The sequence below is a fragment of the Streptomyces sp. NPDC012637 genome, from assembly GCF_042954805.1.
Classification (GTDB): domain Bacteria; phylum Actinomycetota; class Actinomycetes; order Streptomycetales; family Streptomycetaceae; genus Streptomyces.
In genome coordinates, this window is the sequence record NZ_JBIBDS010000004.1 from 694927 (window position 1) to 710112 (window position 15186).

Below are 15186 nucleotides of genomic sequence, written 5' to 3' on the forward strand. Positions count from 1 at the left end.
GCGCACGGCGGCGTCGAACCTCAACTTCACGGCGGGCCAGACCGTCCCCAACCTGGTCGTGGTCCCGGTGAAGGACGGCAAGGTCACCTTCTACAACCACGCCGGTTCGGTCGACCTCATCGCCGACGTGGCGGGCTACTTCAAGACGGGAGCCTCGGGCGCCGAGTACAAGCCGGTCACGCCGGCCCGCCTGATGGACACCCGCGCCGGCCTCGGCGTCCCGCAGGCCGCCCTCGGCGCGGGCGAGACCGTGGACCTCGCCGTCGACCGCCCCGGCGCGTCGGCGGTGGTCCTGAACGTGACGGCGACGGGTCCGACGGCCGGGAGCTTCGTGTCGGTCTACCCGTACGGCACCGAGCGCACGGCGGCGTCGAACCTCAACTTCACGGCGGGCCAGACCGTCCCCAACCTGGTCGTGGTCCCGGTGAAGGACGGCAAGGTCACCTTCTACAACCGCACCGGCTCCGTCCACCTGATCGCGGACATCGCCGGCTACTACCGGAACTGACCGTCCTCGGCCCCGGCGCGCCCACGGTGCGCCGGGGCCGATACCCGATCGGTTTCGCAGAGCTCTCCGGCTATGCTGCACGGGTGTGCTTGTGCCACGGGCCGTTAGCTCAATTGGCAGAGCAGCGGACTTTTAATCCGTTGGTTGTGGGTTCGAGTCCCACACGGCCTACCGAACGGCCCCAGGTCAGAGACCATCTGACCTGGGGCCGAGCCCTTTCCGGAGCCCGTCCGCGCGGGGCGCGACCGTCAGGTGTCCGCCGTCGCGCGTCGTGCGGCGAGGTGACCGCGGTACCAGGGCGCGGCCGCCCGCAGGCGGGCCAGCGGGCCGGGGCCTGGCGGGCAGTCGGCGAGGGGCCAGATGTCGTCGCTGCGGAACCAGTGCTCTCCCGCCAGCAGTTCGAACTGACGCTCGCTCACGCCGCGCGGACTGCGCCGCAGGGTCTCCACGCAGGTCTCCCAGGACAGGTCCGCCCCGGGCGTGGGGAGCACGCCGAGTTCGCCGAGGGCCGCCATCAGGTCGCCGTTGCGGACCGGACGGGGGTGGGCGGCGTGGAAGATCCCGGCGGGGGGCCGGTGCGGCAGGACGGCCAGCGCGGCGACCAGCCGGGCCAGGTCGTCGGCGTCCACCAGGGACAGCAGTCCGCTGCCGCCGTCCCAGCGGCCGGGCAGCTGTTCCAGCAGGGCGGCGAGGGCAGGCACCACCCAGCGGTCGCCGGTGCCGGTGACGAGTCCCGGCCGGAGGACCGTGGCCCCGGCGTCCAGCGCGGCGCGCTCGCCGAGCAGCCGGGTGCGGCTGGCGGGGGAGGCGGGGGCCGGCGCCTTCTCGTTCACGCCGATCCCGCGGTGCGGCCCGGGGCCGTACACCGCGGCGGTGGACAGGTGGACGATCCGCTCCACGCCGCAGCGGCGGGCCTCGTCCATGAGCGCGGCGGTGCCGTCGACGTTCACCGCCGCGCACTCCTCCTCGGTCCCGGAGATCCGTGAGGCGAGGTGGAGCAGCACGTCCGCGCCCTCGCAGACCCCGCGCAGCGACTCCGGGCGGCTCAGGTCCGCGGGCAGCCACGACAGGCGGGGCGCGCCGGACGGCCCGGGCGGTCCGGGCTGTGGGGGCGGTCCCGGCGGCCGGGACGGCCCGGGCACGCCCGGCGGGGGGTTCCGGGCGAGGGCCCGGAGTTCGGCTCCCGGCTCCCGCAGGGCGCGCAGGACCTTGGAGCCGATGAACCCGGTGCCACCGGTGACGACGACCCGCAGGGTCATGCGCCGGCCTCCGCGCGGGCCCCGGGGATCGTGATGCCCGCGATGACCTCGGCCGGCGCGAGCGCCGGCAGGAGACATCGCCACATGTCGGAGATCCGGCCCGGCAGGTCGGCCCGGTTGGTGGAGAGCTGCGACATGATCTGGGTGCCGGTGTACGCGGCCACCAGCAGGGAGGCGAAGACGGCCTCGTCGGCCGTGGGGAGGAGCTGACCCTTGCGGCGCGCGGCGAGGAGTTCCTCGTGGAACTGCTCGGCCCACCACTCGTAGATCGCGTACTCCTGGAGGTCGGCCTCGTTCTGCTCGACGGCGAGCCGGACGCCCGCGCGCAGCAGGGTGTTCTGCTGCATCTCCACGGCGAGGTAGTCGGTCATGTCGATCAAGTGCTGGAGTCCGGGCTCCCCTTGGGGGAACTGCAGGTCCTTCGCCTGCTCGTGGATCACCGCTCGGGCGAGCCCCTCCTTGGACTTGAAGTGGAAGTACACGGCTCCGGCGGTCAGCCCGGCCCGGTCGATGATCCTGGTGATGCTCGCCCGGGTGTAGCCGACGTCGTCGAACACCTCCGCGGCAGCTCTGAGAAGGGCCTCCCGGGTGCGAACGGCGCGCTGCTGCATGGGTCGTGTGCCCTCTTCCACCTGCACTTTTTCCCTCTCGACAAATAAGAATAATCATGGCTATGTTATTCGTGGCGTACGTGGAAGCACCAGTGCGAGCGAGCTCACGAGCCAGTTAGGGGAACTGCCTTGCCAGCGCTTGACCTTGCCAACGACGAGGCGGCCTTACCGGCCGCGCCCGTGCCCCAGGTCTACATCCACAAGGTGAACCCGGCGGAGGTCCTCCTCACCGGCTGGCGCCGGACCGGGCCGGACGCCTTCACGGTCACGGCCCGCTGGCCGCACGCCCACGAGTTCTACGCCGCGCGCCACGGCCTGCTCGACCCCCTGCTGCTGAGCGAGTCGGTACGGCAGACCCTGCCGCTGCTCTCGCACGCCGCGTACGACGTGCCGCTCGGCCACCAACTGCTCTGGCAGGACTTCCACTGGGAGCTCGACCCCGCCGCGCTGCGCGACGAAGGGCGCGGCGCCGACGTCGAGTTACGGATCACGGCCACCGACGTGAGGTACCGCAGGGGGAGAGCCGCGGACCTGGTCCTCCAGGTACAGGCGTGGCGGGGCGGCGCCCGACTGGCCGAGGCCCGGACGCACTTCACCGTCCAGGACCGTCCCGTGTACGACCGCATACGCGGTCCGTACGCCGACGTCGCCCTCGCCAACGCCCGCGCCCTACCCGCCCCGCCCCCCGCCCCCGCGTCCGTGCTGGGCAGGTCCCGCGACGAGGACGTGGTGCTCTCCTGCGTCGACGGCGAGGACCACTGGCGGCTGCGGGTGGACACCTCGCACCCGATCCTCTTCGACCATCCCGTCGACCACGTCCCCGGCATGCTGCTGCTGGAAGCGGCGCGCCAGGCCGCGCAGTTCACCTCGCGTCCGCGGGCCGCCGTCGTCGTCGGCATGGAGACCCGCTTCATCCGCTACGCGGAACTCGACGCCCCGTGCCGGATCGACGCCCGCCCGCTCCCGGACGCCCCGGCCGGCCGCCAGCGGGTCCTGGTCACCGCCCGGCAGCACGACGAGGAGATCTTCACCGACGTCGTCACCCTGGGCGAAGTCTGAAGGCATGGACACATGGACGCCGCGTTGATCGACCCTTCCTCTCCGGGCTGCGCCACCTCTCCGCGAGCGACCGGCGCGGGCGCCCCGGACCCGTCGGCCCCGCGCGTCCTCGTCGCCGGCGGCGGCATCGGCGCGCTGGCCACCGCGCTCGCCCTGGGCCGACGCGGCCACGAGGTCCTCGTCCTGGACCCGCGGCCGGCCCTCACCGAGAGCGGCGCGGGCGTCCTGCTGGCACCCCGGGACTTCCACCTGCTCGACCGACTGGGCGTCGGCGACGCCGTACGGGACCGGTCGCTGACGCTCGACGCCTTCCGCGTCCGGGACGGCGCGACCGGGGAGCTGGTCACCTCGGTGACGCTGCCCGGATCCCGCCGGGGCTCCGCCCCGCCCCACGCGACGGCCCACCGGCTCGACGTGTACGAGCCCCTGCTGGACGCGTGCTGGGAGCTGGACTCCGTCCAGCTGGCCACCGACAGCCGCGTCATCGGCTACACCCAGCGCGGCGGGACGGTGCGCGCGGCGCTCGCCGACGGGCGCACCGTGACGGGCCACGCGCTGATCCTCGCGGACCGCGCCCGCTCCGGCGCCGACCGCGACGCGGACCGGGCCCACGGCGCTCCCGAGGGGCGGCTCGCCGTCTACCACTCGGTCGTCCCCATGGACTCGGTCGACGACCGGTGGCAGGACGGCGCGGCCACCTGCTGGGTGGGACGGGACTGGCACCTCTCCCACTTTCCGCTGCCCGACCACCGCTATCTGAGCCTGACCGCGACCCGGCTCCGGCACACCGGCGCTCCTCTCCGGGGCGCCCGGGTCGGTCTCGACGAGGTGCTCGACGCCTTCCCCGGGATCGGATACGCCGCCCGCAACGTCTTCACCCTGGGCAGGCACTGGCGGGCGCGGACGCTGCCCGTCCGGCAGACCGCCGCGGACGCCGTGCACGGCCGGATCGCGATGGTCGGTGACCCCGCGCACGAGGCGCGCCGGCCGGAGACTGGCAGCTGTCTGCACCGGACGCTGGACGACGCCGTCGCGCTCGGCGGCTCCTGGGACGTCTCGGGCGGCGGCGTCCTCAGGTGGCTGGCCGACTACGACGCCCGGCGCGGCGAGCGGGTGCGGCAGAGCCACGAGGGGCACGGCCCCGGACACCCGCGGGGCCGCTGGGCCGAGGACCGGGTCCTCGCCGACCACTTCCTGTTCCTGTCGACGGGCTGCGCGGGCTAGGACCGGTCCGGCCAGGACCGGTCCGGCGGACGACGGCCGGACAGGCCCCGGGGCCGGTCGTCCGATGCGCGGACGGGTGGCGGGGCGGTCGTCCGGTACGCGGGCGAGCGGAGGGCGCGCACCCGGCCGGACCGGCCAGGCAGGTCCGACAGGTCCAGCCCCGGCAGGTCCGGCTCCGGCAGCTCCGGCAGGTCCGGCCAGGCAGGTCCGGCAGGTCCGGCCCCAGTAGGTCCAGCCTCGGCAGGTCCAGCCCCGGCAGGTCCAGCCCCGGCAGGTCCGGTAGGTCCGGCCGGGCGGTGCTCAGCCCTGCGGCGCGGCCTCGATCAGGACCTTCCCGGGGTGGTCCGTGCGGCCCGCGGCGATGTCCATCACGAACTCCGGGAGCTCGTCGAGGGTGATCCGCCGCGAGGCCATCCGGTCCAGGGGGAAGTCGGCGGGGTGCTCCGCGCGCAGCCGGAAGCCCTCCTCGTAGTCCTCCTTGAAGCAGCCGTACGCGCCCGAGACGCCGAGCCGCTTGCCGGCGCGCTCCACCCACTCGACGAGTTCGCCGCGGCGGACCGCGTCGACGTCCACCGAGGTGCCGGGGAAGCGGTCGCCCTTGCGGGTGCCGCCGTAGACGAGCACGACCGCTCCGTCCGCGGCCATGCCGGCCGCGGTCTCCAGGAGCTCCGCGGTGGCCACCGTAGGAGCGACGACGACCACGTCGAACGCGTCGGGGTGTGCCCCCGCCTCCGCCAGCGGCCGGATCTCGTCCGCGGTGAGGATCCCCTGCTCGCGGGCGAAGGCGCGGCGGGCCTCGCCGCGGTTGAACACCGTGACGGACGCCCCCAGGTGACGGGCGTACATGGCGAACATGAGCCCGGCGCAGCCGGCGCCGACGATTCCCACCCGCTTGCCGGCGAGGGAGTCGAGCCGTGCGGGTTCGAGCAGCTTCCGCACGGCGTGCACGATGCAGGCGAAGGGCTCCGGCATCCAGACGTCCTGCCGGGGATCCGGCCCGGGGACCCGTACAACCGCCTGCTCGAGCTGCTCCTTGGTGCCACGCACGAAGACGTACTCGGCGAAGCCGGTGGTGCGGGCGGGGGTGATGTTCGGGTTGAGGGTGACGGTCTCCCCCTCCGTGAAGCCGCTGGCGGACCCCGCGAAGAAGACGGAGCCCACGAGCTCGTGGCCGAACAGCGGCCCGCGGTCCTCGGGGACGTCGCGGGAGCCGAGGATCTCCTTCACGTCGGCGCGGCAGATGCCCATGTGGTGGGGCCTGATGACGACGGCGTCGTCAGCGAGCGCCTCGTGCGGGAAGGGGTGCGCACCGAAGCTCACCACGCCCTCCCTCAGCCTGGTCGTCCGGTATGTCGAGGGAACGCTGGACATGTCAACTCCTGGGGTGTGCCGGGTCGGTGGCGAGGCGGGCCGCGCGGGCGCGCTCGACATCGAGCGCGAGACGCCGTGGGTCGCCGTCGCGGTAGTCGTTCTCGAGGACCAGCGCCCGGGGTGCGCCCGCGTGCCCGACGAGGGCGGCGAGGGTCTCCCAGACCCCGCCGTCGCCGTCACCGAGCAGCTCCCGGTCCACGACGCCGCCGGTGCCGTCCTTGAGGTGGACCTGCGGCGCGATCCACTCGTGCGTCGCTTCGATCAGCGCCAGGACGTCGATCCCGTGCGCCACCGGGTTGTAGGTGTCGAGCACCAGCCGGAAGGACGGCTCCGCCACCTGTTCCACCAGGGCGCGCGCGGCGGCCGGCCCGAGGGCGTTCTCGCTGGCCAGGAGCAGTCCGCGGGCCTGCGCCTCGCGCGTCGCCCAGGCCAGGACGTCCGCGGTGCGCCTCAGGTCCTCCGCGTCCTCGATGGCGCTGCGGCGGAAGCTCGGCGCGAACGCCAGCGGTGCGCCCAGGGCCCGCGCGGCGTCGAGGACGCGGACGAGGACGTCCCGGGCGCGCCGCGCGTCCCGGCTGCCGGAGGGTGCCGTGAGCCCGATGTCGTTGAGGGTGTTGCCCGCGACCGCGAGGAGCTGCAGGCCGTGCGCGGCGCAGTCCTCGCGGAGCCGGTCCACGGTGCCCGGCGCGTCGAGCCACGGCCCGCGGCCCGGGCCGCCGAGGTCGAGCTGGAGGCCGTCCGTACCGGCCCGGTGGGCCAGTTCGACGGCGTCGGCGTGGTCCCCCGGCAGCCGCCAGCCGGCGAGCGCCACCAGGGGAGGCCGGGTCACGGCGCCGTCCGCGCGGTGAGGGTACGGCTCTGGGAGACGGGCATCGCCTCGGCGACCGGGCGCCAGCTGCCGTCGCCGTCGACCACGAGGTGGGCGCCGTGCAGTCCGGCGCCGGACGTCGCCGCCAGCTCGCGGGCCAGCGGTCCGAAGCTCGCGGGCGTCATGTAGGCGCTGTAGTCGAAGTCCTCCGGGCGGCGGCGCCGGATGCCGGGGGTGTCGACCATGCCGGCCGGCAGGGCCTGGACGACGCGCAGGGCCTCCGCGCCGGGCGCCTCGGACGTCTGCTCCTGGGCGAGGGAGTCGAGCAGCGCCGCGGCGGCGGCCTTCGAGGCGGCGTAGCCGGACCGGCCCGGCCCCGCGTTGTAGACGACCTCGGAGGACACGCCGAGGAAGACGCCGGGGGACCCGGTACGGCGCAGGGCGGGGAGCGTACGGTCCAGCGTCAGCCAGAGCCCGTGCAGGTTGACGTCGATCTGGCGGCGCCACTCGCTCACGTCGCAGTCCTGGAACAGGGCGCGCCCGGAGCCGTAGTGGACCGCCGAGTAGCAGACGGCGTGCAGGGGTTCGGCGGCGGCCGCGGCCAGCGTCTCGGTGACCCGGTCGGGGTCAGTGAGGTCGGTGGCCGTCCAGCGGAGCCGGTCGGCGCCGGGTCCGGCCGGAGCGGACCGGCTGAGCACCGTCACGTCGAGTCCCGCGGCGGCCCAGGCGTCCGCGACGCCGCGGCCGATGCCCGTCGATCCGCCGACCACCAGCGCGCGGCGGTGGTCCTGTCCTGGTGCTGTCACCATCTCTCCCTGGGTGGGGCCGGCGCCGGGGCGAAGCGCACGGCGAGTTTGAGCAGCCGGTTCCCGTCGACGGTGCGCCGGCGGCCGGCCGCGAGGTCGTTCATGATCCGGGCGGCTTCGGCGGGTTCCACGACATGGGTCACCAGGTCGCGGTACAGCGCCGGTCGGCGGCACAGCTCGGCGGCCGCCTCCAGGAGGTGGCCGTTGGCCACGCCGCGGTGGCCGGTCAGCCGGACCCGCCGGCCCTCGGTCGTGGTGGCCTCGGTGAAGGAGGCCGGCACCGGGTGCCCGGCGCGGTTGGCGGCCCGTACCGCGGTCAGGTCGACCCCGGGCAGCAGGGGGCTGGAGGCGCCCGGCGGCAGGCCGCCGAAGAGGTTGACGGTCAGGTCGCCGCCGCCGAGCCGCAGGGCGGCGTCGAGGGCGGCGAGGGTGCCGTCGCGCGGGGTGGCGAGCAGCGCGGCCACGGGTCCTTCGGCGATCTGCGGCAGCGCGTGCGGCTTCCCGCCGCCCAGCAGTTCCGTGCCGGGAACGGGGTGCCGGGCGCTCCACTCCAGGCCCTCGGGCGTGTGGTGTACGAGCAGGACGCGGACGTCCGCCCCGAGCAGGCCGCGGGCGGCGCGCACGGCGAGCTGTCCGATGTTCCCGTCGCCGTACACGACCAGGGTGCGCGGGCGTGCCGTCGCCAGCAGGCCGAGGGCGTACCGCACGCCGGCCAGCGGCTCGACGAGGGTGCCGAGCACGGCGTCGGGCACCTGCTCCAGCGGGACGACGAGGCCGGCGCCCACCGCGGTGGCGGGGATGCGGGTCAGCTCCTGGAGCAGGCCGTCCACGTTGTGCCCGAGCAGGAAGGACGGGTCGTCCCGGTGCGTCGGGTTGATCACGACGGGGGTCCCGGGCGGCGGCCCGGGCACGCCCGTTCCGGCTGCGACCACCCGGGCGATGCCCTCGTGGCCGATGACGGGTGCCGGGTCGTCGCGCAGCCCGCGCAGCATCTGGATGTCCGTCCCGCACAGCCCGGCCACGGGGGTGGTCACCAGCAGCTCGCCCGGGGCGGGCCGCTGGGTGGGGCGCAGGGCCAGCCGGACCCTGCCCGCCTCGCGGACGAGGGCCCGGTGGCTGGGTATCTCCTCCGGCGCGGTCATGCCGCCGCTCCGGATGCGGCGGTCGCGGCGGCGGCCTGCGCCTTCGCCTCGGCGGCACAGGCCGCTATGCCGGCCCCCACCAGTCCGTCGGCCTCCCCGGGAGCGCTCACGGTGATGCGGCGTTCCCACCAGCCGGGGGTCCGCTCGCTGGTCAGGTACAGCCCCTGCCGGGTCAGGTGTCCCAGCAGGGAACGCCGGTAGTGCTCGCCGAGGCCGTGCACGACGCCGCCGGTCAGCACGGCCTCGTCGATCTCCGGGTCGAGGCACAGGGTGGTGCGCAGCACGTCCGCCACGGGAGCGGTGACCGCGTCGAGCAGTTCGCCCGCGAGGTCGTCCCGTTCGTCGAGCGCCCGGCGCAGCGCCGCGTCGAAGCCGAGGCCGCCGGAGGTCAGCGCTCCGAGCCGGGACGCCGACCAGCTGCCGGGTTCCCGTTCCCGGAGGATGTCCGCGGCGCGCGCGATGCCGGGGCCGGAGGAGTACGCCGCCAGGTGCCCGGTCCGCCCGCAGTCGCAGCTCAGTTCGAGCGGCCGCCCGGCCAGTTCGGCGTGGGCGGGCAGATGGCCGATCTCGCCCTGCAGGCCGCTGCTGTCCACCGGGATCAGGCCCTGCCGCTGGTCGATGACCCGGCAGGCGATGCCCGAGCTGATGGTGGCCAGCAGGACCTTGCGGTGTGCGCTGCGGCCGGGGTGGGCGGCGGCGTGCAGGAGCGCGGCCGTCACGTCGTTGACGATGTGCCAGCGGACGTCGCTCCGGCGGGCCGTGAGCGCGGCCCGCAGGTCGTACGGCTCGCTGTGCGCGCCCCACAGGGGCGCGGAGGCGTAGACGATTCCGGAGCGGTGGTCGAGCGCGGCTCCGAAGGAGATCCCGGCCACCGCGTCCGGCGTCTCCGGAACCGCGTCGCAGAGGTCCTTGACCATCATGGCCCGGAGCTCGGCGGCGCTCGCGTCGGGGAAGCGCCTGAAGCTGGGGGAGGGGCGCGAGGTACGGGCGCGCAGCTCGCCCTCGCGCAGCCACCACGCCTGGCGGATGTGGGTCCCGCCGACGTCGAAGACGGTGACGGCGGTGCTCATATCGCGGCGTCGGCGAGTGCGCCGTCCCTGGCAGCCTGCCAGCCGGCGATGAAGTCCAGCGCGCGGCCGAGCTCTTCGGAGGTGAGGTCGTTGGCGAAGACCACGGAGCCGATGCCCTGCGTGAGGGGCACCCGCTGGAGCCCGTCGCGGTGCTTCACCGCGTCCTCGAGGGCCTCTTCGAGGAGCTCCCGGGTGAAGATCGGGTGGGCGATGGGCAGGTCGAAGCCCTGCATCAGCTTCAGTGCCCGGTCGGTGTCCTCCTCCGACAGGTGTCCGCGCAGGTGGGCGAGCGCGAGGCAGATGGCCATGTCGACGGCGACGGCCTCGCCGTGCAGCAGGGGAGGGTCGGCCCGCAGCTCCAGGGAGGGGCTGAAGGTGTGGCCGTAGTCGACAGATCTCTCCAGGATCTGCTCCCAGAGGTTCGGCTCCAGCTCGTCGAGCATGCCGGAGATCGCCCGGGACAGGACCTCGCTCACCGCGGAGCCGCAGCCGGCGAGGGTGTCGGAGGTGATGGTGCCGACCGTGGCCTCGAGGAGGCCGAAGAGGGCGGCGTCCTTGACCAGCGCCATCTTGATGATCTCGGCCATGCCGTTGGCCACGTGCCGCGCATCGATCGTGCGGAGGAACTCGGGGTCGATCAGGGCGAGTTCGGGCGCGAAGTAGGAGCCGAGGCGGTTCTTGTGGTGACCGTAGTTGATGCCGGTCTTGACCCCGATGCCCGCGTCGATCTGGCCGATCAGCGTGGTGGGGACGCGGATGTAGGGCACGCCGCGGCGGTACATGCTCGCGGCGAAGCCGACGATGTCGAGGACGACGCCGCCGCCCACGGCGATGACCTTCTCGGCGCGGCGCAGGATCCCCATGCGCGACATGGCCTCGGTGACGCGGATGGCCTGTTCCAGGTACTTCGCGTCCTCGTCGCCCCGGACGACCTGCCAGGTGACCTCGATCTGCCAGTGGGCGAAGTACGTCTCGAACCGCTCCCGGTAGAGCGCGTCGACGGCGGCGTCGATCACCAGGAGGGAGCGGAAGGGCCGGCCCCGGCCGCCGCCGCAGGCATGGGCGAGGGTCGGGTTCTCGGGTTCGAGCAGCCCGCGCACCATGCTGACGCTGTAGGCGACGGGCTGCTTAGCCCGGACGTTCCAGTGCAGCCCGGGCGGCTTGGGAAGGTCGGCGACCTGGTCCGGGCCGGCGGGCCGGGACAGAGCGGTACCAGACATGACAGGACCTCCATGAGGGATCGATGGGGACCAGAGATGGCGAACCGGCCGGAGCGGGCTGACCGTCGCGTTCGAACGCTAGAGCGTCACTTGGATGGATTTCAACGTGAGCACGGTCACGTTACATGCATTCAAATGCATGAATCTGCTTCTTGTGAACCCCTGGTTCGGGCAGGACGGAAGGGCGGTACGCCGATGTGGCGGGGGGTCGCCCGGGGGTGGCGCGGCGGTTGGTCCCGGGGGTGACGCAGCGGTTCGCCCCGCACGTGACGGAGCGACCCGTCGCGGGCGTGGTGCCCGCGGCCGGGCCGCTTGCGGGGTTTCGTAGGCCGGTCGTCAGTCCACCGGCATGGCCGGCGCGTACCTGAGCCGGGCGACCAGCGAGGCCGTCGCGTCGTTGACCGCCGCCGCGTCGAGGGCTTCGGCCAGCGCCTTGCGCAGGGTCTGCTCCGCCGCCCTGGCGACCTCCCGGCCGGCCTCGGTGACCTGCGCGTCCACGCCGCGCCTGTCGTCGACGGCGCTGCGGCGCACCACCCATTCGGCTTCCTCGAGCCGGGCGACCATGCGGCTGACGGAGGGCTGGTTGCTGCCCAGCGTCTTGACGAGCTCCGAGATCCGGAGGGTGCCGTCCCGTCGCTCCGACAGGGAGAGCAGGAGCAGCAGCTCGTTCATGGAGATCCCGTGGTTGCGGGCCAGCCGCCGGCCGGCCGCCGCGTTGACCTGCTCCATCAGACGGGCGAGCTGCCGCCAGAGGGTGATCTCGTCCACCCCGCCACCGGGTCCCCAAGTCTCCATTGACGCGGCCCTTCGCTGAGTCTTTCGGACGTTCCGTTCACCCGCCTGTCACGTCGCCCAGCGTAACTCCTTGCGTCGGTTGACCACACCCTCATGTTCGTCCATCCTTTATATGCAATCGGATGCATTGAAGGAATGGTCTCTAGGAAAGGCTCGGTCACCATGCCCCTGCCCCTACTTGCCCTCATGCTCGGGGTCTTCTGCGTGGGCACCGCCGAGGTCGTCATCGCGGGGATCCTGCCCGAGATGTCCGCTGATCTGGACGTGTCCATCCCGACGGTCGGCCTGCTGGTCACCGGCTACGCGCTGGGCGTGACCATCGGCGGCCCGATCATCACCCTGCTCACCACCAAGTGGTCGCGGAAGGGGCTGCTGCTCGGGCTGATGGGCATCTTCATCGTGGGCAACATCGTCGCGGCGCTGGCGCCCAACTACGGGATGCTGATGGGCGCGCGCGTCTTCACCTCGCTCAGCCACGGCACCTTCGCCGCCGTCGCCTGGCACGTCGCCGCTCTCATGTCGCCGCCGGACAAGCAGGCCACCGCGATGGCCAAGATCGCGCTGGGCTTCAACTTCGCCAACGTGCTCGGCTCTCCCATCGGCACGTTCATCGGCCAGCAGTTCGGGTGGCGCTCGACCTTCGTCTTCATCACGGTCTTCGCCGTGGCCTGCATCCTGCTCATCTACAGGTTCGTGCCGAGCGGCCTGTCGACCGGCAACGAGGAAGGCGCCGAGGAGAACACCTCGCTGCGGGAGCAGCTGAAGGTGTTCCGCAAGGGCAGCCTGCAGCTCTCGATGCTGATCACCGTCCTCGCCCAGGGAGCGGTCTTCACCACCTCGACCTACCTGGCGCCCCTGCTGCGCGACGTCGGCCACTTCGTGCCGGCCATGGTCGGCATCCTGCTGATCGTCTTCGGCATCGGCTCGGTGCTGGGCAACATCCTGGGCGGCAAGGCCGCGGACGCCAACGTCATGCGCGGAGTGCTCACCGCCCAGACCGCCCTGCTGGTCTCGCTGGTGCTCTTCTGGGCCGTCAGCCCGTACCAGATCCCCGCGGTCGCCGCGCTGTTCCTGTTCGGCGCCGCCGGCTTCTCCATCATTCCGGCGCTGCAGGCCCGGATCCTCTCCGTGGCCGCCGCGGCACCGGCCCTCGCCCTCTCGGCCAACGTGTCCGCGTTCAACCTGGGCAACGGACTCGGCGCGTGGCTCGGCGGCACGACCATCGACCTCGGCTTCGGCGTCCGGGACGTCACGCTGACGGCGGCCCTGGCCACGACGGTCGCCCTGCTCCTCTCGGTGGCGATGTGGGCGCACTCCCGGCGGACGAGGCCGGAACTCCCCGTCCTCGACACGAGCACGGCCGACGCCGGCACCCCGGTGCGCCAGAAGACCCCCTAGACGGCGCGGGTTTCCCCCGGCCCGCGCACGACGCCCCGCCCGGCGAGACCGGGCGGGGCGTCTTTCCGTGGCGCGTCTTGTCGTGCGGTCGTGCGGGGCGTCTTTCCGTGCCGTCGTGCGGGGCGTCCTTCCGTGCCGTCGTGCGGATGGTCGGTCCGTGGAGCCCTACCCGTCGGACGGGTCACCGGCCGTCCCGTGGCCGCGCACTCCCAGCGCCGCCAGGCGCTCCGTGTCCGCCACGATGTCGATCTGGACGATGCGGGCGCCGACGATCGTGAAGGCCATCAGGCCGACCGGGGCGCCGTTCACCAGGGAGACGAGGCCGGCGGCGCCGTTGACGGTGACCTCGCGGGAGTCGTGGCGGAACTTGGCGAAGGTGAGCGCCTGGGCGGTCACCGCCTCGGCGCCGCGGATCAGCTTGGAGGCGGCCGCCGCGAGGTCGCCGCCGTCGACGCGGAGGAGCACGTCGGGGTCGAGGACGGCGAGGAGGCCCTCGAAGTCGCCGGCCTGGGAGGCGGCGAGGAACGCGTCGACGACCCGGCGCTGGCGGGCCGTGTCGGGCGCGGGGGCCGGGGCCGCCCCCTGGACCCGGCGGCGGGCGCGGCTGGCGAGCTGGCGGGTGGCGGCGGGCGTGCGGTCGACGATGGGCGCGATCTCGTCGAAGGAGACGGAGAACATGTCGTGGAGGACGAAGGCGAGCCGTTCGGCCGGGGCCAGGGTCTCCAGGACGACGAGGAGGGCCAGGCCGACGGAGTCCGCGAGCAGGGCCTCCTGCTCGGGGTCGGCGGCGCCCTCCTCCCGTACGACCGGGTCGGGGACGTGGTACTCGAGCGGGTCCTCGCGCCGGGAGGCGCGCGAGCGGAGCATGTCGAGGCAGACCCGGCCCACGACGGTCGTGAGCCAGCCGCTGAGGTTGCGCACGTCGCTGACGTCGGAGCGGTCCAGCCTGATCCAGGCCTCCTGGACGGCGTCCTCCGCCTCGCTCAGCGAGCCGAGCATCCGGTACGCCACCGCCCGCAGGTGGCCGCGGTCGGCCTGGAAACGTTCCGCCAGGAGGTCCTTGTCCATCGGTCCTTCTCTCCCCTTCGCGTCCGGTGCGACGACGTGCGACGACGTCGCACAGTGATGACGGACGGAAGAGCGGGAACGTGACACGTCCCGGTGCGTGAGATTCCCGCCGCACGTCGGCCAACGCGCGGGAATCCCCGGCCGTACCCCCCGACAAGCCGTGGATCGCCACTTCAGCGCGATGATCATCGTCCCTAGATTGATCACCATGACGACGACAGCGCACCAGGTCAACCCCGTTCTCCGGACGCCCCCGGCCTCCCCGGCCGCCGCCGCGGCCTACTTCTCCGCCAGCCTCGCCTTCCACGCCGACGTCTCCGACGTGGCCTCCGCCCTCGCCGACGCCCGCGCCACCGGCGGCGACCCCGGCTTCGTCGTGATCGACTCCCGCTCGACCGCCTCCTGGGACCAGGGGCACGTGCCCGGCGCCGTGCACCTGCCGACCGCGCTCATCCCCGAGCAGGCCGAGCAGCTCCTCGACAGGAGCGTCCCGGTCGTCACGTACTGCTGGGGCCCCGGCTGCAACGGCGCCACGCGCGCCGCGCTGGCCCTCGCCGAGCTGGGCTTCCAGGTGAAGGAGATGCTGGGCGGCTTCGAGTACTGGGTGCGCGAGGGCTTCGCGTACGAGACCTGGGAAGGGCCCGCGAAGAAGGACGCGGACCCGCTCACGGCGCCGGTCGACGACGAGGACTGCGGCTGCTGAGAAGGGCGAGCCGGGAATGGATTTCCTGACCTGGGCATCCATGCCGTAAGGTGGTGTTCACCGACGCGGGGTGGAGCAGCTCGGTAGCTCGCTGGGCTCATAACCCAGAGGTCGCAGGTTCAAATCCTGTCCCCGCTACTCAGT

14 protein-coding genes, 2 tRNA genes and 1 pseudogene are annotated in these 15186 nt (G+C 73.4%); 7 read left to right on the forward strand and 10 right to left on the reverse strand.

The features are described from left to right. Together ACFY8W_RS20250 and ACFY8W_RS20255 are read left to right on the forward strand one after the other, a co-directional pair. A pseudogene (locus tag ACFY8W_RS20250) lies at window positions 1-508 on the forward strand (hypothetical protein); the annotation flags it as partial. Between the two features lie 98 nt (window positions 509-606). Further along, window positions 607-679, forward strand: a tRNA-Lys gene (locus ACFY8W_RS20255). A gap of 77 nt (window positions 680-756) precedes the next feature. Here the strand turns inward: ACFY8W_RS20255 and ACFY8W_RS20260 are convergent. Then, window positions 757-1767: an NAD-dependent epimerase/dehydratase family protein gene (locus ACFY8W_RS20260; RefSeq protein WP_391106726.1), complete on the reverse strand. Its 1011-nt coding sequence runs from the start codon at window positions 1765-1767 to the stop codon at window positions 757-759. Continuing rightward, on the reverse strand, window positions 1764-2378 hold the full coding sequence (locus ACFY8W_RS20265; RefSeq protein WP_391106729.1) for a ScbR family autoregulator-binding transcription factor: 615 nt from the start codon (window positions 2376-2378) through the stop codon (window positions 1764-1766). Before ACFY8W_RS20265 ends, ACFY8W_RS20260 begins: the two co-directional genes overlap by 4 nt. Window positions 2379-2507: 129 nt before the next feature. Here ACFY8W_RS20265 and ACFY8W_RS20270 point away from each other — a divergent pair, with 129 nt between their 5' ends. Continuing rightward, window positions 2508-3437, forward strand: coding sequence for a ScbA/BarX family gamma-butyrolactone biosynthesis protein (locus tag ACFY8W_RS20270; protein WP_391106732.1), 930 nt, complete (start codon window positions 2508-2510; stop codon window positions 3435-3437). A 12-nt stretch (window positions 3438-3449) separates the two neighbouring features. Beyond that, window positions 3450-4661 (forward strand): FAD-dependent monooxygenase, encoded by a 1212-nt coding sequence (locus ACFY8W_RS20275; protein WP_391106735.1) that lies wholly within the window; start codon window positions 3450-3452, stop codon window positions 4659-4661. A 300-nt stretch (window positions 4662-4961) separates the two neighbouring features. Here the strand turns inward: ACFY8W_RS20275 and ACFY8W_RS20280 are convergent, their stop codons facing one another. From ACFY8W_RS20280 to ACFY8W_RS20310, 7 genes are all read right to left on the reverse strand, one after another. Next, window positions 4962-6032, reverse strand: a complete 1071-nt coding sequence (locus tag ACFY8W_RS20280) for an alcohol dehydrogenase catalytic domain-containing protein (RefSeq protein ID WP_391106737.1) — start codon at window positions 6030-6032, stop codon at window positions 4962-4964. Window position 6033: 1 nt separating this feature from the next. Continuing rightward, the gene (locus tag ACFY8W_RS20285) at window positions 6034-6861 is read right to left on the reverse strand and encodes a TIM barrel protein (RefSeq protein WP_391106740.1); all 828 of its coding nucleotides are present in this window, start codon (window positions 6859-6861) and stop codon (window positions 6034-6036) included. Then, window positions 6858-7649 carry an SDR family NAD(P)-dependent oxidoreductase gene (locus tag ACFY8W_RS20290; protein WP_391106743.1) on the reverse strand — a complete coding sequence of 264 codons (792 nt, stop codon included), beginning with the start codon at window positions 7647-7649 and terminating at the stop codon, window positions 6858-6860. The genes ACFY8W_RS20285 and ACFY8W_RS20290 overlap by 4 nt, the downstream gene beginning before the upstream one ends. Further along, a complete protein-coding gene (locus ACFY8W_RS20295) occupies window positions 7643-8788 on the reverse strand; it encodes an alcohol dehydrogenase catalytic domain-containing protein (protein ID WP_391106746.1) in 1146 nt (381 codons plus the stop codon). Before ACFY8W_RS20295 ends, ACFY8W_RS20290 begins: the two co-directional genes overlap by 7 nt. Next, window positions 8785-9858 (reverse strand): ROK family protein, encoded by a 1074-nt coding sequence (locus ACFY8W_RS20300; RefSeq protein WP_391106749.1) that lies wholly within the window; start codon window positions 9856-9858, stop codon window positions 8785-8787. Before ACFY8W_RS20300 ends, ACFY8W_RS20295 begins: the two co-directional genes overlap by 4 nt. Then, complete coding sequence (locus ACFY8W_RS20305; RefSeq protein WP_391106751.1) at window positions 9855-11078, reverse strand: iron-containing alcohol dehydrogenase; 1224 nt, start codon at window positions 11076-11078, stop codon at window positions 9855-9857. Before ACFY8W_RS20305 ends, ACFY8W_RS20300 begins: the two co-directional genes overlap by 4 nt. A 336-nt stretch (window positions 11079-11414) precedes the next feature. Further along, window positions 11415-11873, reverse strand: a complete 459-nt coding sequence (locus ACFY8W_RS20310; RefSeq protein ID WP_391106754.1) for a MarR family transcriptional regulator — start codon at window positions 11871-11873, stop codon at window positions 11415-11417. A 162-nt stretch (window positions 11874-12035) separates the two neighbouring features. Here ACFY8W_RS20310 and ACFY8W_RS20315 point away from each other — a divergent pair, with 162 nt between their 5' ends. Further along, window positions 12036-13271: an MFS transporter gene (locus ACFY8W_RS20315; RefSeq protein ID WP_391106757.1), complete on the forward strand. Its 1236-nt coding sequence runs from the start codon at window positions 12036-12038 to the stop codon at window positions 13269-13271. 165 nt (window positions 13272-13436) lie between these two features. Here the strand turns inward: ACFY8W_RS20315 and sigJ are convergent, their stop codons facing one another. Continuing rightward, a complete protein-coding gene (gene sigJ / locus ACFY8W_RS20320) occupies window positions 13437-14339 on the reverse strand; it encodes an RNA polymerase sigma factor SigJ (protein ID WP_391106759.1) in 903 nt (300 codons plus the stop codon). Window positions 14340-14547: 208 nt separating this feature from the next. Between sigJ and ACFY8W_RS20325 the strand changes: the two genes are divergently transcribed. Continuing rightward, the gene (locus ACFY8W_RS20325) at window positions 14548-15042 is read left to right on the forward strand and encodes a rhodanese-like domain-containing protein (RefSeq protein ID WP_391106762.1); all 495 of its coding nucleotides are present in this window, start codon (window positions 14548-14550) and stop codon (window positions 15040-15042) included. Window positions 15043-15106: 64 nt separating this feature from the next. Next, window positions 15107-15180, forward strand: a tRNA-Met gene (locus ACFY8W_RS20330). Window positions 15181-15186: the final 6 nt, after the last annotated feature.

Excerpts from the sequence above, each read along its gene's own strand:
- ACFY8W_RS20260 (WP_391106726.1), bottom strand. The coding sequence starts at position 1,767 with ATGACCCTGCGGGTCGTCGTCACCGGTGGCACCGGGTTCATCGGCTCC.
- ACFY8W_RS20265 (WP_391106729.1), bottom strand. The coding sequence starts at position 2,378 with ATGCAGCAGCGCGCCGTTCGCACCCGGGAGGCCCTTCTCAGAGCTGCC.
- ACFY8W_RS20275 (WP_391106735.1), top strand. The coding sequence starts at position 3,450 with ATGGACGCCGCGTTGATCGACCCTTCCTCTCCGGGCTGCGCCACCTCT.
- ACFY8W_RS20280 (WP_391106737.1), bottom strand. The coding sequence starts at position 6,032 with ATGTCCAGCGTTCCCTCGACATACCGGACGACCAGGCTGAGGGAGGGC.
- ACFY8W_RS20290 (WP_391106743.1), bottom strand. The coding sequence starts at position 7,649 with ATGGTGACAGCACCAGGACAGGACCACCGCCGCGCGCTGGTGGTCGGC.
- ACFY8W_RS20295 (WP_391106746.1), bottom strand. The coding sequence starts at position 8,788 with ATGACCGCGCCGGAGGAGATACCCAGCCACCGGGCCCTCGTCCGCGAG.
- ACFY8W_RS20300 (WP_391106749.1), bottom strand. The coding sequence starts at position 9,858 with ATGAGCACCGCCGTCACCGTCTTCGACGTCGGCGGGACCCACATCCGC.
- ACFY8W_RS20305 (WP_391106751.1), bottom strand. The coding sequence starts at position 11,078 with ATGTCTGGTACCGCTCTGTCCCGGCCCGCCGGCCCGGACCAGGTCGCC.
- ACFY8W_RS20310 (WP_391106754.1), bottom strand. The coding sequence starts at position 11,873 with ATGGAGACTTGGGGACCCGGTGGCGGGGTGGACGAGATCACCCTCTGG.
- ACFY8W_RS20315 (WP_391106757.1), top strand. The coding sequence starts at position 12,036 with ATGCCCCTGCCCCTACTTGCCCTCATGCTCGGGGTCTTCTGCGTGGGC.
- sigJ (WP_391106759.1), bottom strand. The coding sequence starts at position 14,339 with ATGGACAAGGACCTCCTGGCGGAACGTTTCCAGGCCGACCGCGGCCAC.
- ACFY8W_RS20325 (WP_391106762.1), top strand. The coding sequence starts at position 14,548 with ATGACGACGACAGCGCACCAGGTCAACCCCGTTCTCCGGACGCCCCCG.